The sequence below is a fragment of the Micromonospora sp. SH-82 genome (genome assembly GCF_051132485.1).
Lineage (GTDB): Bacteria > Actinomycetota > Actinomycetes > Mycobacteriales > Micromonosporaceae > Micromonospora.
Map to the genome: position 1 here is coordinate 2,762,915 of NZ_CP148049.1, position 24,133 is coordinate 2,787,047.

Genomic DNA, 24,133 nt, shown 5'->3' on the forward strand with positions numbered 1-24,133 from the left:
CCACCCGTACCTGCACGCCTCAGCACTCCTCAAGTCGTTTCTGGCGCACCCCGGCGTTGAGGGAGCGCAGCGCGGGCTGCCCGGTGAGCCAGTCGGCGAGCTTCGCCAGCGGGACGCTCACGTCGCCGAAGTGCTCGGTGACCGCCTGGACCAGTGCCCAGTCCTCAGCGGTGTCGAGGGTGAGGCGCAGGTCGGACCGGTCCGGGGTGAGCGTCACCCCGAGCACCCGGAACAGCTCCGGATGGGTGTACGCGTACGAGGTGACGTGGACCCGGTGGTGGTCGGTGGCGATCCGGTCCAGGGTACGCAGCACGTCGGCCCGGATGATCTCCACGTCCAGCCCCCGGGGCAGCGTACGGGCGATCGACGTGCTGACGTAGTCCAGCCCGGGCACCGCCCGGTACACCTGGGCCGCCTGGGTGACGATCTCCGGGTCGAGCAGCGGACAGTCGGCGGTGAACCGCATGACGGCGTCCCCCGGATGCCGGTCCACCGCCCCGACGAACCGGGCGAGTACGTCGTCGACGGGCCCCCGGTGGCAGGACACGGAGAGCTTCTCGCACTCGGCCACCACCGGGTCGTCGACCTCGTCGGTGCTGGTGGCGACCACCAGGTCGGCGAGGACCCCGCTGTCGGCGGCGGCGCGGACCACCCGACCGAGGACACTGCGACCGGCCAGTGGACGCAGCACCTTCCCGGGCAGCCGCGACGAACCCATCCGGGCCTGCACCACGCCGACGATCCTCGTCATGACCTCTCCCTGTTGGCCCTGTGCTGCCGTACCGCCGTGCGGACCTGTCGTTTCGCCGCCCCGGCACCGCGCCGGGCCAGCCGCAGCGGGGTGATCGCCAGCCGCCCCACCCGGTAGCTCAACGACCCGCTGAGCAGGCCGAGTTTCGTCTCGGCCCGGCGCAGGGCCCGTTCCCGGTGGTCCAGGATGTCCTGGGTCCAGGCGACCAGGGCACGTAGCCGGGTCAGCTCCTCGCCCTGCCGCCGCCACGCCTCACGCAACTGCTGGAAGTCCTCCGGAACCACGGTTGCCCCGGTCGGCCCCGGTGTCCCGGTCGGTCCCGGTGGCCCGGACGGTTCGACGGAACCCCCGGTCGGGGTCGCCGTCGGTCCGGCGGTCGACTCGACGCGCCCGGCGGGTGCCGGGCCGCGCAGCGCTGCGGTCACCGTCGCCTCCAGCGCGACCGCGTCGGCCACCCTCGACCGGTCGAGGTCCCGACCGGCCAGCCCGGCGAGGACGACGGTCAGACCGAACTCGTCCACGGTGGAGGTCCAGGGGTGGGCGTACCCGCCTGTGAGCAGGTCGGCGGCGTGACCACGCAGGGTCCGGGCCAGCACCAGGTCGGTGGGGACCGGGTCGGTGGACCTGCGGCTCGGGTCGAGGACCGCGTACCCGCCGTCGGGGGACACCACCACGTTCGTCACCCCGGCCACGGCGGGGGCACCGGTGACCCGGTCGCCCACGGCGAGGGCGGCGAGCCAGTCCGCGTACCCGGTGAGGAGTCGGCGCAGCTCGCGCAGGTCCCGACGCAGTGTGGCGTCGAGCAGGACGGTCCGCAGCAGCCGTCCCTCGGCGACGGGTCCGGTGAGCGCGGCCGGGTCCCGGTGGAAGCCGCTGCGCTCCCCGCCCGCCGGGTCGGGGGTCCGGGACCGGCCCAGCGGGGCGGCCACCCGCCACCGCCACCCGTCCGCCCCCTCGTACACCTCGGCCACCCCGATGTCCGGCCCGGGCCCCTCGACCAGGACGACCGGCAGCACGACCCGCCCCGACCCGACGTCCGCAGCCGCCGCGCCGGGAGAGCCCGGGTCCGCGTCGACGGGAGCCGGGTCCGCTTCGGCGGGGGCCGGGGCCGGCTCGGTGTCGACAGTGGTCGGCCGGTGGGCGACCACCAGCCAGCCGGGGGCGAGGGCGGCGCAGAGGCCGGCGTGCAGCGCGTCGACGGCCAGCCGGGCCGGGTCCTGGAGCAGCGGAGTGTCGGGCGGGGCGGCCCGGTCGGCGTAGGCGGTGTGCAGGACCGCGTCGAACAGGCCCGACGTGGGTCTGGCGGTCGACGCGCCGGTCGACAGCAGCGCCGTCGGGGTGACCGGGTCCGGGTAGGCGGCGAGGGTGCCCTGCGGGCGCAGCCCCACGGCGGTCAGCCGGGCCAGGAGCTGGTCCGGGTTCGCCGGTCGGTCGGTGTCCAGGACCCCGGCGACGGCCCACCTGGCGTCGTCCCGGCCCGCGTACCACGGGGTCGCGTCGACCAGCCGGGACAGGCCGAACGGGTTCGCCACGCCCAGCAGCAGGGTGCCCCCGGGACGCAGCGCCGCCACCAGCCGGTCCAGCACCGCAGACCAGCCCAGCGGCGTCCCCTCGACCGATTCGACCGGGTCCAGTCCGGCGGCGGCGACCACCACGTCGTACCCGGGGTCGGTGTCGATCCCGTCCACGCCGCCGACGACCACCCGGACCCCGAGCCCGGTCAGCGCGTCCGCGTCCGGCAGGGCCCGGAGCAGGCAGGTCACCTCGGCGTACGCCAACCGTTGCACGAACGTCGGGTGGTGCGGCCCGGCGAGCAGCACCCGGGCCCCGGCCGGCACCAGCCGGGTGGCCAGCACCGCCAGCGGGTCGCCCCCGGCGCTGTGCCCCCGGTCGCGGTCCGACCAGGCCGTCATCTCGCCCCCGGGCAGCTCCACACGGGGTACGGTCTCAGTCGCCAACGGGTTCCTCCTGGTGGTGCGCCCAGCCGAGCAGCTCGCGCAGGACGGCCGGGCGGCACAGGTGCTCGACGCCCAGCTCGGCTCGGGCGATCTCGGTGGCCACCTCGACGTCGACCTGCTCACCGTGCAGCTGTGGCCACTGTCTGCGGATCCGGGCGGTCCCGCCGAAGGTGGGGTCCTCGTCGGCCAGGACCATCGGGTCACCGTAGACGGCCGGTTCGCAGCCCGCCGCGATCCCGTAGAAGATCGCACTGGTCAGCCGGTTGGAGGCGACCCGCCGGTGTCGGCGCAGCTCGGTGAGCTGGTTGTCGAGGAAGGACGGGTCGGTGTCGCGCCACCAGTGCCCCCGGTAGCCGTGGCAGACCACCCGGAACCCGGCCCGTTCGTAGAGCTGCCGGACCCGGCGCATGCCGTACTCGTGCCAGTAGAGACAGACGGTCACCGGGCCCGGTTCGGTGTCGCGGATGCGGGCGATGAGTTCCCGGTGGTCACCCCGGACCCGCTGCCCCTCCCAACCGTGGAACGGGTACCAGATGGTGCCGGTCCGTTCCGCCGCCGGTGGGTCGGCCGCCCGCAGCGCCAGCAGGTACGCGAACGGCGCCCCGATCACCGTCACGTTGCGCCGCCCCACCGACCAGGCCCGCCGTCGGGTCTGCTCCGACCAGAGCAGGCTCGGGGTCCCCTCGACGTACGGGTGGCCGGGGGCGAGCCCGTCGCCGATGTTCCAGCCGTGCTGGACGTACCCGTCGATCCGGGGCGGGTGGCCGTCGCCGAGCCCGCAGTAGCGGGCCAGCACGTGGGCGTGGCCGTAGAAGTGGTTGGCGTGGTGCATCGACGTGGGCGTCTCCGGGTCAGGCCACCGAGGCCCGGGACCGACCGGCACCCAGTGCGGCGCCGAGGGCACCGATCACCCGGTCCTGGTCGGCCTCGGTGAGGCCGGGGTGCAGCGGCAACGAGAGCTGCTCGGCGTAGAACGATTCGGCCACCGGGCAGGTTCCGCGTCGGTACCCCAGGTCGGCGAAGGCCGGGTGCCAGTGCACCGGGATGTAGTTGACCTGCACCCCGATCCCGGCGGCCCGCATCCGGTCGTACACCTCGCGGCGGCGACCGTCGAGGACCCGGATCGGGTACAGGTGCCACGCCGGGTCCGCCCACGACCGGCGACCGGGGGTCCGGACGCCGTCCAGGCCCGCCAGCGCCTCGTCGTACCGGGCGACCAACCTGACCCGGGCGGCGAGGAAGTCGCCGAGGCGGCGCAGCTGGCTACGGCCCAGCGCGCAGAGCACGTCCGGCAGCCGGTAGTTGAGCCCGAACTCGTGCACCTCCTGGTGCCAGCCCCCCTCGTCCGGCCACCGCATCTCGTCGGTGTCCCGGACCAGCCCGTGGTTGCGGAACCGGCGGGCCCGCTCCAGGACCGCCGGGTCGGTCGCGGCGACCGCACCCCCCTCGGCGGTGGTCAGGTTCTTCGTCGGGAAGAACGAGAAGGTGGTCAGGTCGGCCAACGCCCCCACCGGTCGGCCCCGGTAGCGGGCTCCGATGGAGTGGGCGGCGTCGGCGAGCAGGAGGGTGTCGGTGCCGTCCACCGCCGCGCGCAGCGCGTCGTAGTCGGCCGGGTGACCGGCGTAGTCCACCGCCGCCACCACCCGGGTCCGGCCGGTCAGCGCCGCCGACACCGCTGCCGGGTCCAGGGTGTACGTCTCGGGTTCCACGTCGGCGAAGACCACTGTCGCGCCGAGGGCGACGGCGGTGCTGGCGGTCGCGGCGAAGGTCATCGGCGGGACGATCACCTCGTCGCCGGGGCCGATCCCGGTGGCCGCGTACGCGGTGTGCAGGGCGGCGGTCCCGTTGGACACCACAGCGCACCCGACCCCGCCGGTCCAGGCGGCGAGGTCGGTCTCGAACGCCGCCACCTGCGGGCCGGTGGTGAGCCAGTCGCTGCGGACGGCCGCCGCGACCGCCGCGACGTCGTCCTCGGTGACCGACTGCCGACCGTACGGGAGCATCCCGGTCATCCGGTCACGCCGAGCATGTCGCGGAGCTGGTCGACGCCGAGCCACTCGTCGTTGCTGTCGGACTGGTACGCGAACCCGTCGCTGACCTGCTCACACCCCTGGGGTGGCTGGTAGCCCCAGGTGGCGATGGTGGGCTGGACGATGAACCGGTCGGCGGCGCGCAGGGTACGGCGGCTGTCGTCCGGGGCGATCATCTCCTCGTGCAGCTTCTCGCCCGGTCGGATGCCCACCTCGTGGGTGGTGGCGTCCGGGGCGACCGCCTCGACCAGGTCGAGGATCCGCATGCTGGGGATCCGGGGGACGAAGAGTTCCCCGCCCTGCATCTGGTCGAAGGAGTCCATGACGAACTGGACCGCCGCGTCGAGGGTGATCCAGAACCTGGTCATCCGCTTGTCGGTGATCGGCAGGCTCTTGCCCTCCGCGGCGAGCCGACGGAACAGCGGGACCACCGATCCCCGGCTGCCCACGACGTTGCCGTACCTGACGACGGCGAACCGGGTGGGATGCTGGGCGGCGTAGTGGTTGGCCGAGACGAACAGCTTGTCGCCGACCAGCTTCGTCGCGCCGTACAGGTTGATCGGGCTGGACGCCTTGTCGGTGGAGAGGGCGATGACCTTGCCCACCCCGGCCTCGATCGCCGCGTCGACGACGTGCTGCGACCCGGTGATGTTCGTGGCGATGAACTCGGACGGGTTGTACTCGGCGGTGTCCACCTGCTTGAGCGCTGCGGCGTGCACCACGTGGTCCACCCCGTGCATGGCCCGGGTCAGCCGGTGCCGGTCCCGGATGTCGCCGATGAACCAGCGCAGCCGGGGGTCGTCACCGAGTTGCTGGCGCAGCTCGTACTGCTTGAGCTCGTCGCGGGAGAACACCACCACCCGGGCCGGGTCGGCCTCGGTGAGGACGTGCCGCAGGAAGGTCTTCCCGAAGGACCCCGTCCCCCCGGTGATCAGGATGGACGAGCCGTTCAACTCGCTCAATTGGTTCTCCCCTGGTCGTGTGGGGTCGGCCCGGCGCGGCCCGGCCGACCGGTCGGAACGTTAATCCCGGTGGGTTAACGAGTCGCCCTCGTCCGGTGAACGTCGGGTCCGACCGAACGTGAACGGGTGGCTGCCGTCTGGGTCCGACGGCGAGCCTCAAACGAAGTCCCAGGCCAGCGGGGTGCCTCGGGGCACGTCGCTGGTGAAGGTGCGGCCGAGGACCCGGTCGATCTCCACCGGCGGCAACCCGCCCGCCGGGCGGATCGAGCGGACGTTGTCCCGGGTCACCTGGTCACCGGCCCGGACGTCGGCCACCACGTACAACGAACGGCGGAACCGCAGCCCCTCCCGCTCGGTCGGGGTGGGACCGACGGTGGTGCCGCCGAGGGCGGCCCAGGCCCGTTCGGACTCCACACAGAGGGCGTCCAGCTCCGTCGGCTCCAGCGAGAAGTCGGAGTCCACCCCGCCGTCGGCCCGGCGCAACGTCACGTGCTTCTCGATCAGGCAGGCACCCAGCGCCACCGAGGCGACCGGGACCCCGATGCCGGGGGTGTGGTCGGACAGGCCCACCGGCACGCCGAACGCCTCGGCCAGCACCGGGATCCGACGCAGGTTGCTGTCCTGCGGCGGGGCCGGATAGGAGGCGGTGCAGGCGAGCAGGACGATCCCACCGGCACCGGCCTCCCGGGCGGCGCGGACGGCGGCGTCGATCTCGCCGAGGGTGGCCATGCCGGTGGAGACGACCAGCGGTTTGCCGGTGCTCGCCACCAGTCGGATCAGCGGGAGGTCCACCAACTCCGAAGAGGCGATCTTGTACGCCGGGACGTCCAGCTCCTCCAGCAACTGCACCGCCGAGGCGTCGAAGGGCGACGAGAACACCGTCAACCCGTGTCGACGGGCCCGCTCGAAGATCGGCTCGTGCCACTCGTACGGGGTGTGCGCCTTCTCGAAGAGCTGGTAGAGCCGCTCCCCGCCCCACAGGTCGTGGCCGGAGGAGATCCGGAACTCGGGGCCGTCGGCGTCGATGGTGATGGTGTCCGGCCGGTACGTCTGGAGCTTCAGCGCGTGCGCGCCGGTGGCCGCCACCGCGTCCACGATCTCCAGGGCCCGGTCCAGGCTGCCGTTGTGGTTGCCGGACATCTCCGCCACCACCAGGGGGCGCTCACCCACGCCGACCGCGTGCGGGCCGATCTTCACTGTCACCGTCATGCATCCCTGCTCATCTGAGTCCACACCACCTGGTGCGGCGTGCCGTCGACGGTCCGCTCGTAGCGGCGGACCACGTGGAACCCGAAGCGCCGGTGCAGGGCCAGCACCGGCTTGTTGTCGGCGAAGGTCTCCCCGCCGAGGGTGTGCGCCCCGAGTTCGGTGAAGGCGTACGCGATCGCCGCCTCCTCCAGCGACATCCAGGCCCGCAGCAGCTCCCGCCGCTGGTCGAGCCCGTCGACGTCGAGGTAGAAGCCCCACACCACGGCCCGGTCGGGCGTCGTCGCCCCGCTGAAGGTGACCACCCCGGTGTCCCGGTCGGCGTACCTGTGGATGAGCACCCGCCGGTCGGGGTCGGCGCAGACCCCCTTCCACCAGGCGGCGTGCTCGGCCGGGTCGATCTCGTGCCGGGTGTTGCTCACCGCCCGGACCTGCGGGTGGTTGCGCCACCGCAGCATCGTCGGCAGGTCGTCGTCGGTGGCCGGGCGCAGCACCTCGGTCACCGCCGACCCGCCAGCGCCGTGGACTGACCGGCCACCTCGGACGCCGCCGCCCCGGTGGTCTCGGCGGTGTCCGCCGCGCCGAGGGTGCCCCGGAGCCGCCCGGCCATCCGGTGGGCCCGGCGCAGCGCCACGTACGCCAGATAGGCGTCCCTGCCGATGAGCCGGTGCTTGAGCCCCGGCACCCCCTCCGGCTGGGGGTAGCCCTCCTCGGGCACGAACCGGCGGTAGTGCTCGGCGACCCGACGGAAGAAGGGCCGGCGCAGGTGCGGGTGGAGCCGGTCGTCGTTGCCCACCACCACCAGGTAGTGGCTGATCATCAGGGTGAACAGTTCGGCGCGCAGCTGCGGGTCGGGGGCGTGTCGGTCCATCCACGCGAAGAGCCGCTCGTACTGGGTGAACGCGTCGAAGTGTCGGCCGCTGCGAGTCGAGGTGATCGCCCCGAGCCGACCCTGCCGGTAGCGGTAGCAGACCCGGTCCAGGACGGAGATCCGCTTCGCGCCGATCAGCAGCGGGTGGCTGAACGGGATGTCCTCGTACCAGCCGGGATGGAACCGCAGCTCCAGTTCGTCGAGGAAGTCCCGGCGGACCACCTTGTTCCAGGCGGTGTGCTGCAGGCGCAGCAGCTGCGGGCGCTCGGCGAGGGAGACCGGCTCGGGCACCCCGCGCAGCAGGTGGCTGCTGGCGTCGACCTCCAGCCGACCGTTCTCGTGCACCCTGAGGTGGTCCAGGAGCAGGAGGTCCGGCTCGTCCCGGCGCAGCTGCTGCAGGACCGCCGGCACCGAGGCGGGGGGCAGCCAGTCGTCGGAGTCGACGAACCACACGTAGCGTCCCCGCGCCACGGCCAGGCCGGCGTTGCGGGCGAGCCCCAACCCCACGTTCTCGGTGAGCCGGACCACCCGGACGTTGCGTCGTCCGGCCGCGTACGAGGTGAGCATCTCGCCGCACCGGTCCGGAGAGGCGTCGTCGACCGCGATCAACTCGACGCTGTCGGATTCCTCGTCGGACAATCCGCCGAGGATCGACTCCAGGCACTGGTACAGATACGACTCGACGCCGTACACGGGGACGACGAAGCTCAGGAATGGGGTTCGCGTCGACTCAGTGACCACGCTCGACACCATCGACGGCGCGGGTGGCCGGCCCCGGAACCTGACGTGTACGGGCGGCGGGCGATTGCTGAACAGCCCGCCGCCCGTCGGTGAACTATCGGTTCAGGATCTGCTTGACCCGGCTGCCCAGCGCCCGCCGGACCCGGGTCTTCAACTGCTGGTCCCGTTCCGCGCCGAGCTTCTCCTGCAGTTCGCGGTTCTGCTCGCGCAGCCAGTCGATCCGGGAGACCAACTGGTCGTTGGGGGCGCATGCCTGCGGCCCCACACCGGGCGGGTAGACGGTGTCGAGCACCTGCTGGTCGAAGCGCGCGGCGCTGTCCCCGTCGGCGAAGGAATTGCCGAGTTCGTGTCGGGTGAGGAAGGCCATCATCGTCTCGTACCGGGCCTTGTGCCCGTTGTTGAGTGCCGTGTAGTCGGCCTCGTCGTAGAGCTGGGCGGCGTCCACCTCACCGGAGACGTCGGTCATCTCCCGGTACGGGATGTCGAAGTAGCGGGCCAGTTCCAGGGTGCGCGAGTCGTGCGCGAACAGGTAACCGGGGGTGCCCGCGATCAGTGCGGTGATGGTGCCGTGGATCCGGGTGCCGAAGTTGAAGTCGAAGTCGGCGAGGTGGTCCATCCAGGTCCACGGGTCGACGAACATCCGGATCTTGTCCTCGGTGAACAGCGGGTGCGAGGTGTGGATCGGGATGTTGCTCTTCTTTCCACGGTCCTCGGGGGCGTCACCGTAGAGCAGGACACCGAGGGTCTTGACGTCCTGCGGGATGTAACAGAGATTCGGGTACTTCCGGTGGTGGGAACTGATCACCTTCGCCATCGACTTCACGTACGGCGAGACGGTGAGCGCGATCTTGTCGTCGGTGCCGAGGTACGGCTTCTTCTTCTCCACCCGCAGGGTGTCGCCGTGCAGGAACATCGACGGACAGCCGATCACCTCCACCGCGTCGAAACCGAGCGAACGCAGATAGTTCTCCGTGATCTCACCGCGTACGCCGATGGTGTGCGAACGGTCGAGGACGGCCCCGACGAAGTCCTTGACCTGGTCGTCGATCGGGCGCAGGTATTCCAGGTCGCCCTTGAGGTTGGTCTGCGCGCCGACACCGTAGACGACCACCGGGATCTTCAGGCGACGGATCAGCCGGGTCATGCTGACCAGCCGGTGGGCGAAACTGCGCCGGAAGGCGTTGGCCAACGGGACCACGAACACGTCGTAGTTCTCGTTGATCATGTCCGCGTCCCGGGCGTCGGAGCGGAACCCGGTCGAGGTGATCTCCGCATTGGCGGTCCGGAGGATCTTGTGTGCCGAGTGGCTGAAAACCAGGTTTCCCGAGTTGTCGCCGATCCAGTTCCGCTCGAACGTCTCCTCCGGCGGGTAGATGTCGAAGGGCCCCTTCTTGGCCCGGAGCAGAATCCGCTGGTGCATCACTGGTCCCTCTCGTCCATGCCCCCGCTGGCTGGTCTGCGGATATTAGGGCATCGGCTCTTACCTACTCCACGCCCGTCACCACCGTCCGATTCGGCCGCGAAGATGAGCGGTCGTCCGATTGCGGTATGGTCCCCGGCGGCGGCCGGTCGACCCCCGGCGACGGAGCGTGGAGGAGGAGACGTCGTGGTGGTTCGTACGGTCGTGGTCGGTGTGGTGGCGTGACCAGCGTATCGGCGACCGGCGCGACCGCCACCGGAGCGACCCCCGCCCTGTCCCGGCTGCCCTCGCTCACCGGACTGCGGTGGATCGCCGCCCTGCTGGTGTACGGATTCCACGCCGCCACCATGCGGGTCGTCGCCGAGCCGGGACCCCAGGGCGTGTTGGAGAAGGTCTTCACCCTCGGCCTCTCCGGAGTGCAGTTCTTCTTCATCCTCAGCGGTTTCGTCCTGGTCTGGTCGGCCCGCCCCGAGGACTCGAAACGGGCCTTCTGGCGTCGCCGGGCCGCGAAGATCTATCCCAACCACATTCTCATGTGGATGGTCGTGCTGCTCGTCGGGCTCTACTTCGTCGACCCGGTGAACGGTCAGGTGGCGCTCACCAACCTGCTGCTGTTGCAGGCGTGGGACCCCACTCCGGGCCACTTCTACAGCATCAACACGGTCAGCTGGTCGCTCTCCTGCGAGCTGTTCTTCTACCTGTGCCTGCCGTTCGCACTCCCGGCGATCCGGCGGGCCCGACCCTGGATGCTCTGGGCCGTCGTCGTCGCCGTACCGCTGCTGATCCTGGCGCTCTGGCCGACGCAGTTGCTGGTGCCACCGGAGTACCGGTGGTGGTTCACCCAGATCTTCCCGATCACCCGGTCGTTCGAGTTCTGGATGGGCGTCGCCGCCGCCGAGCTGATGCGTCGGGGCTGCTGGCGTGGTCCCCGGCTGACGGTGGCCAGCGTCGTGTTCGTGGCCGTCTGGGTGGCGGCCGGTGAGCTCATCCGCGCCGAGCTCTGGGCGGCGGTCCTGTCGGTGGCGTACATCCTGGTCATCACCGCCGCGGCGGACGCCGACATCAACGGCCGCCGCTCACCCTGGCGCTCCCGGCCGATGCTCTGGCTCGGCGAGGTCTCCTTCGCCTTCTACCTGGTGCACGTCTTCGTCATGGTCACGGTGCTCCGGCTCGCCGGCGTCTACGGCGTCGGCCTGCCCGGCTGGTGGGGGCCGGTGGCGGTGGTGGCCTTCCTCCTGGTCAACCTGGTGCTGGCCGGGCTGATGCACAGGTACCTGGAGACCCCGATGATGCGCCTGCTCGCCCCCTCCCGCTCCGGCCGCACCCGGCGCGGGTCGGGACCGCAGTCGGCCGGTTCGGACCCACGACAGGTAGCGCCCGAGCCGCAGCCGGTCGCGCCGGAACCGCAGTCGGTCGCGCCCGAGCCGCAGCCGGTCGTGCCGGGGCCGCGCTCGGCGGCGTCCGCCGCCGAGCAGCCGGTGGGCGACGCCGAACGACGCTGACCCATCCCGTCGTGACGGTGATGCCGCTCACAGGACGCCGGATCCGGTCACGCGACGCAGGTGGGACGTCGCCCGCCGACAATCCCTCGGGGATGCTCACCGAACGTCCGGTTGTCGCCCTCGACGGATGGATGAAACCGCCCGTCCCATAGATACACGACACTGTCGGAGTGCGGTGAAGATTGCTGCCATGATCGAGGTTTAAGCAGGTCAAGCCGGGTTGGCAGGGAAAAGCTCGGCCAGTAGTGTCGCTGCGTCCGGTGCGGTTCCCGATCGCAAAAGCGACGCCGCTCCGACCCGCTCAATCGTCTCAGGACGAGCCGGGGACCCACGTAGTCCGGGGTGAATCCGGGAGCCAGCACTCCCGGTAGGGCGACTTCTTCCCGCCCGAATCCGTCAGCTAACCCGGTAGGCGGAATCGGAAGGAGCCCCGTTCCTTGCCTCACCATCCCCTTCAGTCGACAGTGAGACACCATCTCGGGCGACAGCTGCGTCGGCTCACCGCAGACCGCTCGTACCAGGTCGTCGCCGCCTCGGCCGCGACCCTCATGGTGGCCTCGGGCGTCGGAGTCGGCGTCGCCGTCACCGGTGACGGGTCCGACCTCGACCAGCCCACCCCGGCCACCGTCGCCGAACAGGCCCCCTACGCCGGTGACCTTCCCGCCCGCGCCGAGCTGAGCGCGCCGCAGACCGCGGCGCCGTCGCTGACCACCCCGGCCCCGACCGCCACCGCCCGCTCGCAGAGCCCCGCTCCGACGGCGACCGCGAGCAGCGCCACCAGCACCACCGCACCGGCGACCGACCTGACCCGTACGGCGACTCCGAAGCCGCCCGCGTCGAAGGTCCTCGACCACGACCACCAGTCCCAGATCACCTACTACTACTGCGGCCCGGCGGCGGTACGCAACGCGCTGTCGGCCATGGGCCTGGCCCGGACCCAGGACGACCTGGCGGTGCGGCTCGGCACCACGACGATGGGCACCAACTCGGCCGCCGACACCACCCGGGTGCTCAACCAGGTGGTGGACGGCAGCCCGTACCGGACCACGATGATCCCCGGCAACGCCGCCACCACCGCCCAGACCGAGCGGCTCCGGGCCGACCTGGTCGCGGCGGTCGCCGACGAGCGCGGCGTGGTGGTGAACGTGGCCGGGACCACCACCGACCTCGCCGGGGGCTGGCACTCCTTCCCGGGCGGACACTACGTCGCGGTGGTCGGTTACCGCGACGACGGCCGGACCGTGAAGATCGCCGACTCGGCGAATCCGGCGGTCCCGACGTACTGGCTGACAGTGGGCACGCTCGCCGACTGGATCGCCAGCCGGGGCTACTCCGCCTGAGTCGGCAGGCCCCACCCGGTCCACGAGACGGGCGCCGTCCCCCCGCGCAGGGGGGACGGCGCCCGTCTCGTTCTCGCGGGGCCGCTCAGGCGATGGGAGAGGGGCGCTCGTCCCGGTGCCCGTTCAGGCGGTGGGGGAGCGGCGTTCGTCCCGGTGGTCGCTCAGGCGGTGGGGGAGAGTGGCCCGGTGGCGGCGTCGGCCAGCCCGGCATCCCCACCGGTACGCGGACCCGGCGGGGTCCACGCCGGGTCCAGGTGCCGCCGGGCGGCCGCCAGGAACACCTCCGCGTAGGACTCGGCCGGGAAGTCCCCGAGGTAGCGGGCGCGGGTGTGCCACCGGGCCGACTCCGCCGGATCGGTCTGCAACAGCGCGGTCAGCACCTCGTCGACGTTCGACATGTCCCGCCGGAGCACGTACGCCGAACCGGCCAGGGGGAACCGCTCGGTGAACCGGTCACCCTCGCCCACCATGTCGGTCACCGCGTACGGCTTGCCCGAGTAGAGGTAGTCGGAGATGACCCCGGAGACGTCCGACACCAGCGCGTCCGACCGGTTGACGCACTCGGTGAGGGTCAGGTCCCGACCGGCGGCGGCCCCGAAGACGTGCGGCCGTCCGGTGCGGGCCCGGTCGGTGGAGAGCAGCTCGGTGAGCCGGGCCAGCTGTCGGGCCGAGGCCGGGTTCTGGGTGGTGTACGGGTGGGCCCGGAGGATGACTGTGGCACCCCGGGCCAGCAGCGCCCGGACCAGGGTCTCGCCCTGCGGCAGGGAGCAGTAGTTGGCGTCGGCGTGGTGCCCGGTCCAGGTGGGGGTGTAGAGGACCGTCGGGCCGGCCAGGCCCCGAACCGCCTCCCGGCGGACCTCGATCGCCTCCACCTGGGGGCGGCCGACCACCTCGAACTTCTCCGCCGGGATGTCGACCCCGGCGCGGGCGTACCGCTCGACCGCCGCCGGACCGGCCACGAAGATCCGGTCGAAGATCCCGGAGACCGGGTTGGCGCTGGGGGCCTTGTCGCTGTCGCCGTGGTGCAGCTGGATGTGGGTCAGGTGGTTGAACCTGACGCAGTGGCTGTTCTTCGCCCCGTGGTTGACGTAGAAGGCGACCTTCAGGCTGGGCACCAGCGCCTCGTCCATCGCCTTGAGGGTCGGGCAGAACACCACCGGGGCGCGGGTGGCCGCCGACACCGGGCCGAGGAACTCCGGCTCGCGGACGAGCACCAGGAACGGCCTACCGATCCGCTCCAGGTACGGCAGCCACATGGTGACCTGGTACTCCGAGCCGGGCGGGGCGGAGAAGTAGAGCAGGAACTCCGGCTGGAGGCGGCGTAGCGCCCGACCGACCGGCCCGCCACCGCTGCCCGGCCGGAACCGCCGCCGGGCCAGGTCGAGCGCGACGGCACCGACCCCGCCGCTCACCACGAGCGTGGCCAGCAGTGCGACCCAGGCGGGCAGGGCCAGGGCGGCGGCCGCCGCCACCACCGCGAGCAGCGCCAGGACGGCGTTGCCCAGTTGGGTGGCGACGGCCGGTGACCACTGCCGGACCGCGAGGTTGGCCGCCCGGATCTCCAGCATCCCGGCGTCGTGCAGCGGCCCGGCGAGCAGGACCAGCCCGAGCAGGGCCAGCGCGGTCACCGCCAGCACCGGGTCGAACCCGGCGTCGAGGCTACGCGCGTACCCCACCAGGACGGCGGCGGCGACGAGTGTCGTCTCGGCCAGCACGTCGGCACCGGGCCGGACCCGTCGCTCCAGCGCGGCGGCGGCCAGCGCCGCCACCGCGAGCGCCAACCCCCACCCCGTCGCGCCGGTGAACGCCACGACACCGAAGGCGACCAGGGCCCCACCGGTGGTCAGCACCCGAGCGGTCAGCTTTCTGACCAGGTCACCACGCATGTCACTCCGCTTTTCGGTCTCGCTGGGCCGGCCCGCCGCTGGACTGCTGTCGGAATCAGCCGGCGGTGGTCACTGCGGGCCGCTCCGACTGGACCGGTACGGCCTGGGGAGCCGTCTCGCCCGGTGCCCGGCGTACGTCGATCACCTGACCGGTCAGCTCGGAGATCAGCACGTCCAGGGAGGCCTGGGCGACGGTCTCGGCGGCCAGGAGGGTGTTCTCCGGCTCCTCGCCGAACGCCCGGGTCCGCATCGGGGTGGCGGTCCGCTCCGGGTTGATGCAGTTGACCCGGATGCCCAACTCGGCCCACTCGTCGGCCAGTGCCTGGGTCAGGTTGACCAGGGCCGCCTTGGTGGAGGAGTAGAGGGCGTACTGCGCCCGGCCCCGGGTGTAGGAGCTGGACGTGTAGAGCAGGAGCTGACCCTTGGTCTGCTGGAGGTACGGCAGGGACTGCCGGGCGATGGTGACCGGGCCGACGAAGTTGACCTGGAGGACCCGGTCCATCGTCTCCTCGTCCATCTCGGCGAGGGAGCCCTTCTCCAGGATCCCGGCGGTGACCACCACGTGGTCGATCCGGCCGGTGGCGTCGAAGGCGGTCTTGAGCGCCGCGGCGACGTCCTCGGCCTGCTCGACGTGGGTCCCGGTGCTGGAACGGCTGAACGGGAAGACCTGGGCGCCGTAGCGGCGGGCCAGCTCGGTCAGCTCGTGGCCGATGCCGTAGCTGCCGCCGAAGACCACGATCGTCCGCCCGGACAGCTCCTCGGTGTAGCTGCGCGGGTCGGTCTGCCGGGGCACCTGGGCGGCGGCCAGCTGGAAGAGCTTGTCCGCCAGGTGCACGTCCACCGGGTGGGTGACCTTGATGTTCTCGTCGGAACCGTCGATCACCTTGATCGGGGTGCCGGGCAGGTAGCGCAGCACCACCCCGCAGTCGTCGGTGGCGGCGAAGTCCGGGTCCCCGGCGGCCCGCCGGTACGCCTCCCGGATGGTCCCCGACCGGAACGCCTGGGGGGTCTGCCCCCGGCGCAGCCGGGACCGGACCGGGATGTCGGTGATGCACTCGTTCTCGTCGACCTGGACGATCGTGTCGGCGGAGGGGATGGCCACGTCCACCGCCTCGTAGGTCCAGAGCGCGTTGACGCACTCCCTGACGATCCGGCCGCTGACCAGCGGGCGGACCGCGTCGTGGAAGAGGACGTTGACGTCGCCCTCGCCCACCGCGTCCAGGGCGATCCGGGTGGTGTCGTTGCGGGTCCCGCCGCCCTCGATCACCTTGGTGACCTTGCGGAAGCCGGCCTTGTCGACGATCGCCTGGGCCTGCGGTACGTGACCGGTGGCCATCAGGACGACGACCTCGTCGATCTCCGGGGCGGCCTCGAAGACGGCCAGGGTGTGCTCGATGATCGGCTTACCGGCGATCTTCAGCAGCTGCTTCGGGATGCCCAGGCCGAGGCGGGTCCCGGTACCGCCCGCCAGCACCACCGCCACCGTCCGCGAAGGTCGCCACGGCGTCGCCGCCTCGTCGGTGGCGTCCGGGCCAGTGGTGTGGTCCTGCGTCATTGCCGATCCTCACTTCCGGGAAAAACTGACGGTGGGTGACGTCCGGGGTACGCCCGGATGAACCTTAACGCGGCCACCGCGCCGCCTGAGTCGGGCGGCGCGGTGGACGATACCGGGCGGATGCCGTACGGACGACGGGACTCTACTTGCCGTTCACGAAGGCCTCATAGGCCCGGATGACGTCAGCGGTCGGGCCATCCATCTTGAGAACGCCCGATTCCAGCCAGATGGTCCGTTCGCACGTGTCCCGCACCGAGGAGAGCTGGTGGCTGACCAGGAACACCGTCCCCGCGCCCTCCCGCAACTCCCGGACCCGCTGCTCGCTGCGCTTACGGAACCCCTTGTCGCCGGTGGCCAGCGCCTCGTCGATCAGCAGCACGTCGTGCTTCTTCGCCGCCGCGATCGAGAACCGCAGTCGGGCCGACATGCCCGAGGAGTAGGTCCGCATCGGCAGCGAGGCGAAGTCGCCGCGCTGGTTGATCCCGGAGAACTCGATGATCTCCGGGGTCTGCCGCTCGACGTCGGCGGGGGACATGCCCATCGCCAGGCAGCCGAGCGCGACGTTGCGCTCGCCGGAGAGGTCGTTGAGCAGGGCGGCGTTCACCCCGAGCAGGGACGGCTGCCCCTGGGTGTAGACCGCCCCCTGGTTCACCGGCAGCAGCCCGGCGATCGCCCGCAGCAGGGTCGACTTGCCCGATCCGTTGCTGCCGATCAGGCCGATCGCCTCGCCCCGGTACGCGGTGAAGCTGACCCCCTTGACCGCGTGCACCTCGCGTACCTGCGGTGACGAGGTGCGCGACACGATCCGCTTCAGGGCGGCCACCGGGCTGGAACCGGCACCGGCCCCCTTGTGCACCCGGTAGACCACATGGGCGTCGTCCACCACCACCGTCGGGATGCGGTCCTGCACCCGGGGGAGGGTGAGGGTGACGTCGTTGGAGTTCTCGAGCTGCTGCTCGATGACGTTCTCAACCACGGCCGTACTCCTGTTCGCCGCGCCAGAAGTAGATGAAACCACCGACGCCCATCACGAGCGCCCACCCGATCGCCACCAGCCAGAGCTGGGTCAGGGAGGAGTTCAGCAGCGGTGCCGACTCCAGCAGGGAGACCCGCGCCAGCTCGATGTAGACCAGCGCCGGGTTCAGCTCGACCAGTCGGGCCGCCCAGCCGGGCAGGCTCTGCTCGAAGAGGGTGACGCTGTAGAGCACCCCGGAGCCGTACATCCAGGCCCGCAGGAGGAAGGGCATGACCTGCTTGAGGTCGGTGACCTTGGCGCCCAGTCGGGCCACCCCCATGGTCAGGCCGGCGTTGAACACCGCCTGGCACAGCACCGTGGGCACCAGGAGCAGCCACTCCCAGGTGAGCGGCTCGCCGGTGACCAGGACGATGCAGACCAGCACCACCATCGCGCCCATCAGCTGCTGGAGCTGGGTGAGGACGACGGCCAGCGGCAGGCAGGCCCGGGGGAAGTGCAGCGCCCGGATCAGCCCGAGGTTGCTGGTGATCGACTGGGTGCCGTTCTGCACCGCCGTCTGGGTGAAGTTGAAGATGAACAACCCGGTGGTGAGGTAGGCGATGAAGTTCGGCACCCGGTTCTGTTCGAGCACGATGCCGAAGATCAGGTAGTAGACCGCCGCGTTCGTCAGCGGGGTGAGCACCTGCCACAGCTGCCCCAGCTTCGCGTTGCTGAACGAGGCGAGGAGCTTGGCGTTGGCGTACGCGGCGATGAAGTGCCGGTAGGACCAGAGCCGGCGGGCGTACTCGCCCAGCGGCGGCCGTTCACCGGCGACCCGAAGCCCGTGCCGGGCGGCCAGCTGCGCCTGGGTGAGGCCGGAATCGGGGTCGGCCAGCGCGGTGTTGGCCATTGGTGGGGCGCTCCGATCTCTTGTGCCGACGGGGTGCGCGTGGCGACGGGGCCAAGCGTGGGAGAGGACCAAGCGTGACCGAGTGGAGCGCCGCCTCGTCGCTGCGTGGACGGTAGTCGAAATAACGTCGGGACGCAACCGTATCGTCGTTGCGCTACATTGGGTGGCGTGACAGGTGAGAAGAGGGCGATGTGACAGCGCCGGAAGAGGCGCAGGTCGGAACCGGGAAGCGACGCGCGCCCGCCGGCGCGGCGGTGCTCCGCAAGGACATAACGTCCGCCATCCGGCGGGCCCTGATGCACGAACTGGCCGCCGTCGGATACGGCCGACTCTCGATCGAGGCGGTCGCCCGCCGCGCCGGGGTGAGCAAGACGGCGATCTACCGACGGTGGAGTTCCAAGCTCGAACTCGTGCTGGAGATCGTCTCCGCCAGCGCCGGACGGAAGCTGCCCACCCTCGACACCGGCAGCCTCCGGGGCGACCTGCACCTGCTCTTCGGGGTGGTGGTGCACGCGCTCGGCCACCCCCTGGCCGCGCAGATCATCCCGGACCTGCTCGCCGAGGCGGCCCGCAACCCGCAGATCGACGAGACCCTCCAGCAGGTGCTGCGCAGCCGACAGCAGGAGTTCGGCGGACGACTGGTCGGGCGGGCGGTCGAGCGCGGCGAACTGCCGCCGGACACCGACCCTGACCTGGCCGTCGACCTGGTCGCCGGTCCGCTCTACTGGCGGCTCGCCATCGCCCGGACCCCGCTCACCGACGCCTACCTGGACTCCCTGGTCGACACGGTGATCACCGCCCTGGGCGGCTCCTCCACCGGGACCCGCCCACCCGGGGCCGCCGTCCCCGCCGCCCGCAGCTGACCACCGGACGACCCCGTCGGGTCGACCCGGACCACGAACCTGTCGCACCGGTGTCGGGGCTCAGTGGGCGTCGGGGATCGGCAACCGGGACACGATGTGCCGGGCGATCTCCAGGGAGCTGGTCGCCGCCGGGGACGGCGCGTTGAGCACGTGCACCTGCCGGGGTGCCTCGACGATCAGGAAGTCGTCCACCAGCGATCCGTCCGGACGGATCGCCTGTGCGCGTACCCCCGCCCCCGCGCGGACGATGTCCGCCCCGGTCAGCTCCGGCACCAGGCGGGCCAGGCTGGCCGCGAACCGCTTGCGCGACAGCGACCGGGCCACCTCGGTCATCCCGTACCGGTAGTGTCGGCGACCCAGCGCCCACAGCCCCCGGTACGACAGCTCGTCCCAGACGTCGCGGACGTCGAAGCGCCCCCAGGAGTAGCCCTCCCGGGCGGTGGCGAGCACCGCGTTCGGACCGGCGTGCACGCTCCCGTCGACCATCCGGGTCAGGTGCACCCCGAGGAACGGGAACTGCGGGTCCGGGACCGGGTAGATCAGCCCCCGGACCAGGTCCCGCCGCTGTTCGGTCAGTTCGTAGTACTCGCCCCGGAACGGCACGATCCGCACCGGCGTCGACACCCCGGCCAGCCGGGAGATCCGGTCGGCGTGCAGCCCGGCGCAGTTGATCAGGACGTCGGCGACCACCTCGCCGCCGGTGGTGGTCACCACCACCTCGTCGCCCCGGTCGGTCACCCCGGTCACCTCGGTGCCGGTGCGCAGCTGAGCACCACCGGCGGCGAGCAGGTCGGCGAGGGTGCGGCAGACGGCGGCGAAGTCGACGATCCCGGTCGAGGCGACGTGCAGGGCGGCGACCGCCGCGACGTGCGGCTCGTGCTCGGCCGTCTCCGCCGGGTCGAGGAGCCGGACCGGGAGGCCGTTGGCCAGGGCACGCTGGTGCAGGTCGTGCAGGCGGGGCAGCTCGGCCGGGTCGGTGGCCACGATCAACTTCCCGCAGACCTGGTACGCCAGCCCGTGCTCCCGGCAGAACTCCACCATCGAGGCGCTGCCGGCCCGGCACAGGGTGGCCTTGAGGCTCCCCGGCTGGTAGTAGACCCCGGCGTGGATGACCCCGGAGTTGTGCCCGGTCTGGTGGGCCGCCCAGCCGGCCTCCTTCTCCAGCACCGTCACCTGGTCGTCCGGGCGCTCGGTCAGCAACCGGTGCGCCACGGCCAGGCCGACGATCCCGCCGCCGACGACCACGAACCTCGTCATCTTCACTCCCCTGCGCTCCGACGCCCGGCCGGAACCGCGCAGCGATGGTAGCGAAGACGGTTCACCCGCCCGATTCGCGCCCGATGCCTGCCGTTCCCCTAGACTGCTGCGGGTCCCGTCGCACAGGAGTCACATGTCTGAGGTCATCGCGCTCGGTCAGCCCACGGTCGGCGAGGCCGAACTCGCCGCCATCGCCGAGGTCTTCGCCTCCGGCTGGCTGGCGGGCGCCGGTCCCACCTGCCGTCGATTCGAGGAACGGTTCGCCGCCGCAGCCGGCACCCGACACGCCCTCGCCACCGCCAACTGCGGGTCCGCCCTGCACCTGGCGCTGCTCACCCTCGGGGTGCGCCCCGGCGACGAGGTGATCGTCGCCGACTACACCTTCCCCGCCACCGGACACTCGGTGCTCTGGGCCGGGGCGAAGCCGGTCTTCGCCGACGTCCGGCCGGACACCTGGACCGTCGACCCGGCCGCCGTCGAGGCGGCGATCACGCCCCGTACCGTCGGGGTGATCGCCGTCGACGCGTTCGGGCAGCCCGCCGACTACGACGAGTTGCGGGCGATCGTCGACCGGCACAAGCTCTTCCTGGTCGAGGACGCCGCCTGCTCGGCCGGCGCCACCTACCGGGGGCGGGCCGCCGGGAGCCTCGCCGACGTCGCCACGTTCAGCTTCCACGGCCGCAAGGGCATCACCGCGGGAGAGGGCGGGGCGTTCGTCACCGACTCCGACGACCTCGCCGCGCACGCCCGCAAGCTGCACAGCTACGGGGTGGAGGGGGCGCTCACCCGGGCCGAGCTGTCGCACCTGCCGATCCCCACCTTCACCGAGCTGGGCTACAACTACCGGCTCTCCGACATCTCCGCCGCGATCATGCTGGCCCAGCTGGACCGGTTGCCGCAGCTGCTGGCCGCCAAGCGCCGGACCGCCGCCCGCTACGGGGAGCTGCTCGCCGACCACGAGCTGATCACCACCCCGTTCCAGGCCCCGGACCGGGAACACCCGTGGCAGTCGTACGTCGTCACCCTCGACCCGGCGGTGGACCGGGGGGCGGTGGCGCTGGCCCTGCGGGAGCGGGGGGTCCAGTGCACCTTCGGCACGTACGCCTCGCACCTGCAACCGCTGTACGGGCCGACCGACCCCTGCCCCGTCTCGGCGGACCTGTTCGTCCGGCACCTCGCGATTCCGATGCACGCCAACCTCACCGACGCCCAGGTCGAGACCGTCGCGGCCACGCTGGTCGACGTCGTCGACGCCACGGCCGTCGGCCGCTGACATCCCCCAGGAAGGACATCGTCCGTCATGTCTAAGCAGACCGTCTTCATCACCGGTGGCGCCGGTTTCATCGGGCTGCACGTGGTGCCGCTGCTGTTGGACAAGGGATACCGGGTACGCATCTTCGACAACATGTTCCGGGGCGACCGGGACAAGGTCGCCGAGCTGGTGGCCACCGGTGACGTCGAGCTGATCGACCAGGACGTCCGCTACGGCGGTGCGGTGCACGCGGCCATGAAGGGCTGCGAGTACGTGATCCACCTCGCCGCGGTCTCGATCAACAAGAGCCAGGCCGACCCGTACGAGTCGGTCGACATCAACATGGTGGGCAACCACAACGTCTTCGCCGCCGCCGCCGACCACGGGGTGAAGCGGGTCGTCTACGCCTCGTCCGCGTCGGTCTACGGCGACCCGCAGAAGCTGCCGATGCACGAGGACGACCGGCTCGACCCGCTGACCCCGTACTGCATCGCCAAGCGGGCCGGGGAGGACCTGCTCGGCTTCTACCAGCGCAGCAAGGGGCTGAACTGGATCGCCCTGCGGTTCTTCAACGTGTACGGGCCGGGGCAGAAGCCGACCGCGTACTACACCTCGGTGATCAACCACTTCGTCAAGCGGCTCAAGACGGGCCAGCCGCCGGTCATCGACGGCAAGGGCGAGCAGTCGATGGACTTCATCCACGTCCACGACATCGCCCGCTCCGTGGTCGCCGCGATGGAGGCCGAGCAGGGCAACGTCCCGGTCAACATCGGCACCGGGATCGACACCTCGGTCGCCACCCTCGCCGAGATCCTGATCAAGGCCGTCGGGGTGGACGTCGAGCCGCAGTTCAACCCGCGCGAGGTGCTGGTCAGCCGGCGGGCGGCCGACATCACCAGGGCCCGCGAGGTGCTCGGCTGGGAGCCGACCATCACCGTCGGGGACGGGATGACCGACCTGATCAAGACCGAGGTGGCGTGACCACGGCCTCGACCCCCGGTGACCCGCCGCACGGCGGGTTGCCGGCCAACCCGTTCCACCCGCACGCCTGGGTGATCGGTGAACCGGTGATCGGTGAGGGCACCTGGATCGGTGCCTTCACCGTCATCGACGGCTCGGGCGGGCTGACCATCGGAGCCGGCTGCGACATCAGCTGCGGTGCGCAGATCTACACCCACTCCAGTGCCCGGCGGTGCGTCTCCGGTCGGGCGTACCCGGAGGTCGACCGCGCCCCGGTGGTGATCGGCAACCGGGTCTTCATCGGTGCCAACGCCACGGTCCTGATGGGCGTGACCATCGGGGACGGCGCGGTGGTCGGCGCGGGTGCGGTGGTCACCCGGGACGTACCGGCCGCAACGGTCGTGGCGGGGGTGCCCGCCCAGGTGGTCTCCACAGTCGAGGTGGACGGGGACGACGTCCGGTTCGTCGCCGCGCGGGACAGCTAGGAGCTTCCAGTCGTGCGTATCGCAGTCGTCAACAACTTCTTCCCGCCCCGGCCCGGGGGGAGTTCCCACCTGGCCGAGTCGCTCGCCCGGGGTTACGCCGCCGCCGGTCACCAGGTCCTGGTGCTCACGGCGGCCTACCAGGACGCCCCGTCCCACGAGGAGCGCGACGGCCTGCGCATCGTCCGGCTCCCGGCCTGGATGCTGCCGCAGACCCGCCTCGCGGTGAGCTTCGACATCTCCTTCGCCAGCCGCCCGAGCCTGCTGCGGCGGGTCCGTACGCTGCTCGACGAGTTCGCCCCGGACGTCATCCACCAGCACGGCCAGTTCTTCGACCTGACCTGGGCCACGTCGCTGTACGCCCGCCGCCGTCGGGTGCCGGTGCTGCTGTCGGTGCACACCCGGCTGGAGAACCCGGTGGCCCGGTACGCGAAGGTGTTCCGCTCGTTGGACGCCCTGCTGGTGAAGCCGTTCATGCGCCGGTCCCGGCCCCGGATCGTGGTGATGGACGTCCTCATGCAGGAGTACATCGAGGCCCGGTACCGGGGTGCTTACTCCGGTCTGGTGCCGATCCCGGTCGGGGTGGACCCGGACTGGGTGGTCGGCGGCAACGGCGAACGGGTCCGGGAACGCCACGGCCTGGGCGGGTCGCCGGTGATCCTGTCGGTGGGGCACGTGATCCCGCTGCGGGACCGGGTGGCGCTGGTGGAGGCGCTGCCCCGGGTGCTGGCGGCGGTGCCGGACGCGAAGCTGCTGATCTGCGGGCACGTCTACTACCAGATGTTCGCCGAACGGGCCCGGGACCTCGGGGTCGAGCACGCCGTCATCGCCGTGGGCAAGATCGCCAAGAGCGACGTCCCGGACTACCTCGCCGCCGCCACCGTGGAGTCCCACGAGCAGGGCATCGGCATGGGCACCGCCACCCTGGAGGCGATGGCGGCCGGGGTGCCGGTGGTGGCCCCGGCCCGACCGGACAACTTCCCCGGCATCGCCCTGCGCGACGGGGAGAACGTCCTGCTCTGTGCCCCCGGTGACGTCTCCGCCCTGGCGGATCGACTGGTCACCGCCCTGACCGATCCGGGCCGGGCCAAGCAGGTGGGGTTGGCCGGGCAGGCCCTCGTGCACGCCCACTTCAGCCTCGACCGGGTGCTCGACCGGCACCTCACGGTGCTCACCGAGATGGCCGCCGAACGCCGACGCTGAGTCGCACCGCCGACCGTCGACGCCGAGTC

21 protein-coding genes and 1 riboswitch are annotated in these 24,133 nt (G+C 71.6%); of the genes, 7 read left to right on the top strand and 14 right to left on the bottom strand.

What is annotated here, in order from left to right; all coding sequences use genetic code 11:
* Positions 1 to 19 precede the first annotated feature (19 nt).
* The 9 genes from WHN02_RS12715 to WHN02_RS12755 all read right to left on the bottom strand — a co-directional run bounded on the left by WHN02_RS12715 (position 20) and on the right by WHN02_RS12755 (position 9,939).
* Positions 20 to 751: a cytidylyltransferase domain-containing protein gene (locus WHN02_RS12715; protein ID WP_434743495.1), complete on the bottom strand. Its 732-nt coding sequence runs from the start codon at positions 749 to 751 to the stop codon at positions 20 to 22.
* The gene (locus tag WHN02_RS12720) at positions 748 to 2,709 is read right to left on the bottom strand and encodes a class I SAM-dependent methyltransferase (protein WP_434743496.1); all 1,962 of its coding nucleotides are present in this window, start codon (positions 2,707 to 2,709) and stop codon (positions 748 to 750) included. Before WHN02_RS12720 ends, WHN02_RS12715 begins: the two co-directional genes overlap by 4 nt.
* A complete protein-coding gene (locus WHN02_RS12725; RefSeq protein ID WP_434743497.1) occupies positions 2,699 to 3,541 on the bottom strand; it encodes a hypothetical protein in 843 nt (280 codons plus the stop codon). Before WHN02_RS12725 ends, WHN02_RS12720 begins: the two co-directional genes overlap by 11 nt.
* A gap of 19 nt (positions 3,542 to 3,560) precedes the next feature.
* Positions 3,561 to 4,721: a DegT/DnrJ/EryC1/StrS family aminotransferase gene (locus WHN02_RS12730; protein WP_434743498.1), complete on the bottom strand. Its 1,161-nt coding sequence runs from the start codon at positions 4,719 to 4,721 to the stop codon at positions 3,561 to 3,563.
* The gene (pseB, locus tag WHN02_RS12735; RefSeq protein WP_434743499.1) at positions 4,718 to 5,701 is read right to left on the bottom strand and encodes a UDP-N-acetylglucosamine 4,6-dehydratase (inverting); all 984 of its coding nucleotides are present in this window, start codon (positions 5,699 to 5,701) and stop codon (positions 4,718 to 4,720) included. The genes WHN02_RS12730 and pseB overlap by 4 nt, the downstream gene beginning before the upstream one ends.
* 156 nt (positions 5,702 to 5,857) lie before the next feature.
* Positions 5,858 to 6,910, bottom strand: coding sequence for a pseudaminic acid synthase (pseI, locus tag WHN02_RS12740; protein ID WP_434743500.1), 1,053 nt, complete (start codon positions 6,908 to 6,910; stop codon positions 5,858 to 5,860).
* Positions 6,907 to 7,410, bottom strand: coding sequence for a GNAT family N-acetyltransferase (locus WHN02_RS12745; RefSeq protein WP_434743501.1), 504 nt, complete (start codon positions 7,408 to 7,410; stop codon positions 6,907 to 6,909). The genes pseI and WHN02_RS12745 overlap by 4 nt, the downstream gene beginning before the upstream one ends.
* Entirely contained in the window at positions 7,407 to 8,519 is a 1,113-nt protein-coding gene (locus tag WHN02_RS12750; protein WP_434743502.1) for a glycosyltransferase family 2 protein, read from the bottom strand. Before WHN02_RS12750 ends, WHN02_RS12745 begins: the two co-directional genes overlap by 4 nt.
* A 94-nt stretch (positions 8,520 to 8,613) precedes the next feature.
* Complete coding sequence (locus WHN02_RS12755) at positions 8,614 to 9,939, bottom strand: polysaccharide pyruvyl transferase family protein (protein ID WP_434743503.1); 1,326 nt, start codon at positions 9,937 to 9,939, stop codon at positions 8,614 to 8,616.
* 221 nt (positions 9,940 to 10,160) lie between these two features.
* Between WHN02_RS12755 and WHN02_RS12760 the strand changes: the two genes are divergently transcribed.
* Both WHN02_RS12760 and WHN02_RS12765 read left to right on the top strand, forming a co-directional pair.
* Positions 10,161 to 11,441 carry an acyltransferase family protein gene (locus tag WHN02_RS12760; RefSeq protein WP_434743504.1) on the top strand — a complete coding sequence of 427 codons (1,281 nt, stop codon included), beginning with the start codon at positions 10,161 to 10,163 and terminating at the stop codon, positions 11,439 to 11,441.
* A 288-nt stretch (positions 11,442 to 11,729) separates the two neighbouring features.
* Positions 11,730 to 11,871: riboswitch (cyclic di-AMP (ydaO/yuaA leader) on the top strand.
* Between the two features lie 34 nt (positions 11,872 to 11,905).
* Positions 11,906 to 12,781: a C39 family peptidase gene (locus WHN02_RS12765; protein WP_434743505.1), complete on the top strand. Its 876-nt coding sequence runs from the start codon at positions 11,906 to 11,908 to the stop codon at positions 12,779 to 12,781.
* Positions 12,782 to 12,942: 161 nt separating this feature from the next.
* On the opposite strand, the gene WHN02_RS12770 is transcribed toward WHN02_RS12765, so the two are convergent.
* The 4 genes from WHN02_RS12770 to WHN02_RS12785 all read right to left on the bottom strand — a co-directional run bounded on the left by WHN02_RS12770 (position 12,943) and on the right by WHN02_RS12785 (position 18,087).
* The gene (locus tag WHN02_RS12770) at positions 12,943 to 14,667 is read right to left on the bottom strand and encodes a CDP-glycerol glycerophosphotransferase family protein (protein WP_434743506.1); all 1,725 of its coding nucleotides are present in this window, start codon (positions 14,665 to 14,667) and stop codon (positions 12,943 to 12,945) included.
* 55 nt (positions 14,668 to 14,722) lie between these two features.
* Positions 14,723 to 16,222 (bottom strand): D-ribitol-5-phosphate cytidylyltransferase, encoded by a 1,500-nt coding sequence (locus WHN02_RS12775; RefSeq protein ID WP_434743507.1) that lies wholly within the window; start codon positions 16,220 to 16,222, stop codon positions 14,723 to 14,725.
* A 142-nt stretch (positions 16,223 to 16,364) separates the two neighbouring features.
* Positions 16,365 to 17,183: an ABC transporter ATP-binding protein gene (locus WHN02_RS12780; protein ID WP_434743942.1), complete on the bottom strand. Its 819-nt coding sequence runs from the start codon at positions 17,181 to 17,183 to the stop codon at positions 16,365 to 16,367.
* A gap of 7 nt (positions 17,184 to 17,190) precedes the next feature.
* The gene (locus WHN02_RS12785; RefSeq protein ID WP_434743508.1) at positions 17,191 to 18,087 is read right to left on the bottom strand and encodes an ABC transporter permease; all 897 of its coding nucleotides are present in this window, start codon (positions 18,085 to 18,087) and stop codon (positions 17,191 to 17,193) included.
* Positions 18,088 to 18,341: 254 nt separating this feature from the next.
* Between WHN02_RS12785 and WHN02_RS12790 the strand changes: the two genes are divergently transcribed.
* Positions 18,342 to 18,950, top strand: a complete 609-nt coding sequence (locus tag WHN02_RS12790) for a TetR/AcrR family transcriptional regulator (protein ID WP_434743943.1) — start codon at positions 18,342 to 18,344, stop codon at positions 18,948 to 18,950.
* Between the two features lie 60 nt (positions 18,951 to 19,010).
* Here the strand turns inward: WHN02_RS12790 and lhgO are convergent, their stop codons facing one another.
* Positions 19,011 to 20,207, bottom strand: coding sequence for an L-2-hydroxyglutarate oxidase (lhgO, locus tag WHN02_RS12795; RefSeq protein WP_434743509.1), 1,197 nt, complete (start codon positions 20,205 to 20,207; stop codon positions 19,011 to 19,013).
* Between the two features lie 133 nt (positions 20,208 to 20,340).
* On the opposite strand from lhgO, the gene WHN02_RS12800 reads away from it, so the two are divergent.
* From WHN02_RS12800 to WHN02_RS12815, 4 genes are read left to right on the top strand one after another with little or no spacing between them, the layout of a single operon-like run.
* On the top strand, positions 20,341 to 21,480 hold the full coding sequence (locus WHN02_RS12800; protein ID WP_434743510.1) for a DegT/DnrJ/EryC1/StrS family aminotransferase: 1,140 nt from the start codon (positions 20,341 to 20,343) through the stop codon (positions 21,478 to 21,480).
* A gap of 27 nt (positions 21,481 to 21,507) precedes the next feature.
* Positions 21,508 to 22,440 carry an NAD-dependent epimerase/dehydratase family protein gene (locus WHN02_RS12805; RefSeq protein WP_350894899.1) on the top strand — a complete coding sequence of 311 codons (933 nt, stop codon included), beginning with the start codon at positions 21,508 to 21,510 and terminating at the stop codon, positions 22,438 to 22,440.
* A complete protein-coding gene (locus tag WHN02_RS12810; protein WP_434743511.1) occupies positions 22,437 to 22,904 on the top strand; it encodes an acyltransferase in 468 nt (155 codons plus the stop codon). The genes WHN02_RS12805 and WHN02_RS12810 overlap by 4 nt, the downstream gene beginning before the upstream one ends.
* A gap of 12 nt (positions 22,905 to 22,916) precedes the next feature.
* Positions 22,917 to 24,104: a glycosyltransferase family 4 protein gene (locus WHN02_RS12815; protein WP_434743512.1), complete on the top strand. Its 1,188-nt coding sequence runs from the start codon at positions 22,917 to 22,919 to the stop codon at positions 24,102 to 24,104.
* The last annotated feature ends 29 nt before the right edge of the window (positions 24,105 to 24,133 follow it).

Bases quoted from the DNA above. Each gene is read 5' to 3' on its own strand.
- WHN02_RS12715 (WP_434743495.1), bottom strand. From the start codon at position 751: ATGACGAGGATCGTCGGCGTGGTGCAGGCCCGGATGGGTTCGTCGCGG.
- WHN02_RS12725 (WP_434743497.1), bottom strand. From the start codon at position 3,541: ATGCACCACGCCAACCACTTCTACGGCCACGCCCACGTGCTGGCCCGC.
- WHN02_RS12730 (WP_434743498.1), bottom strand. From the start codon at position 4,721: ATGACCGGGATGCTCCCGTACGGTCGGCAGTCGGTCACCGAGGACGAC.
- pseI (WP_434743500.1), bottom strand. From the start codon at position 6,910: ATGACGGTGACAGTGAAGATCGGCCCGCACGCGGTCGGCGTGGGTGAG.
- WHN02_RS12755 (WP_434743503.1), bottom strand. From the start codon at position 9,939: ATGCACCAGCGGATTCTGCTCCGGGCCAAGAAGGGGCCCTTCGACATC.
- WHN02_RS12770 (WP_434743506.1), bottom strand. From the start codon at position 14,667: ATGCGTGGTGACCTGGTCAGAAAGCTGACCGCTCGGGTGCTGACCACC.
- WHN02_RS12775 (WP_434743507.1), bottom strand. From the start codon at position 16,222: ATGACGCAGGACCACACCACTGGCCCGGACGCCACCGACGAGGCGGCG.
- WHN02_RS12785 (WP_434743508.1), bottom strand. From the start codon at position 18,087: ATGGCCAACACCGCGCTGGCCGACCCCGATTCCGGCCTCACCCAGGCG.
- lhgO (WP_434743509.1), bottom strand. From the start codon at position 20,207: ATGACGAGGTTCGTGGTCGTCGGCGGCGGGATCGTCGGCCTGGCCGTG.
- WHN02_RS12800 (WP_434743510.1), top strand. From the start codon at position 20,341: ATGTCTGAGGTCATCGCGCTCGGTCAGCCCACGGTCGGCGAGGCCGAA.
- WHN02_RS12805 (WP_350894899.1), top strand. From the start codon at position 21,508: ATGTCTAAGCAGACCGTCTTCATCACCGGTGGCGCCGGTTTCATCGGG.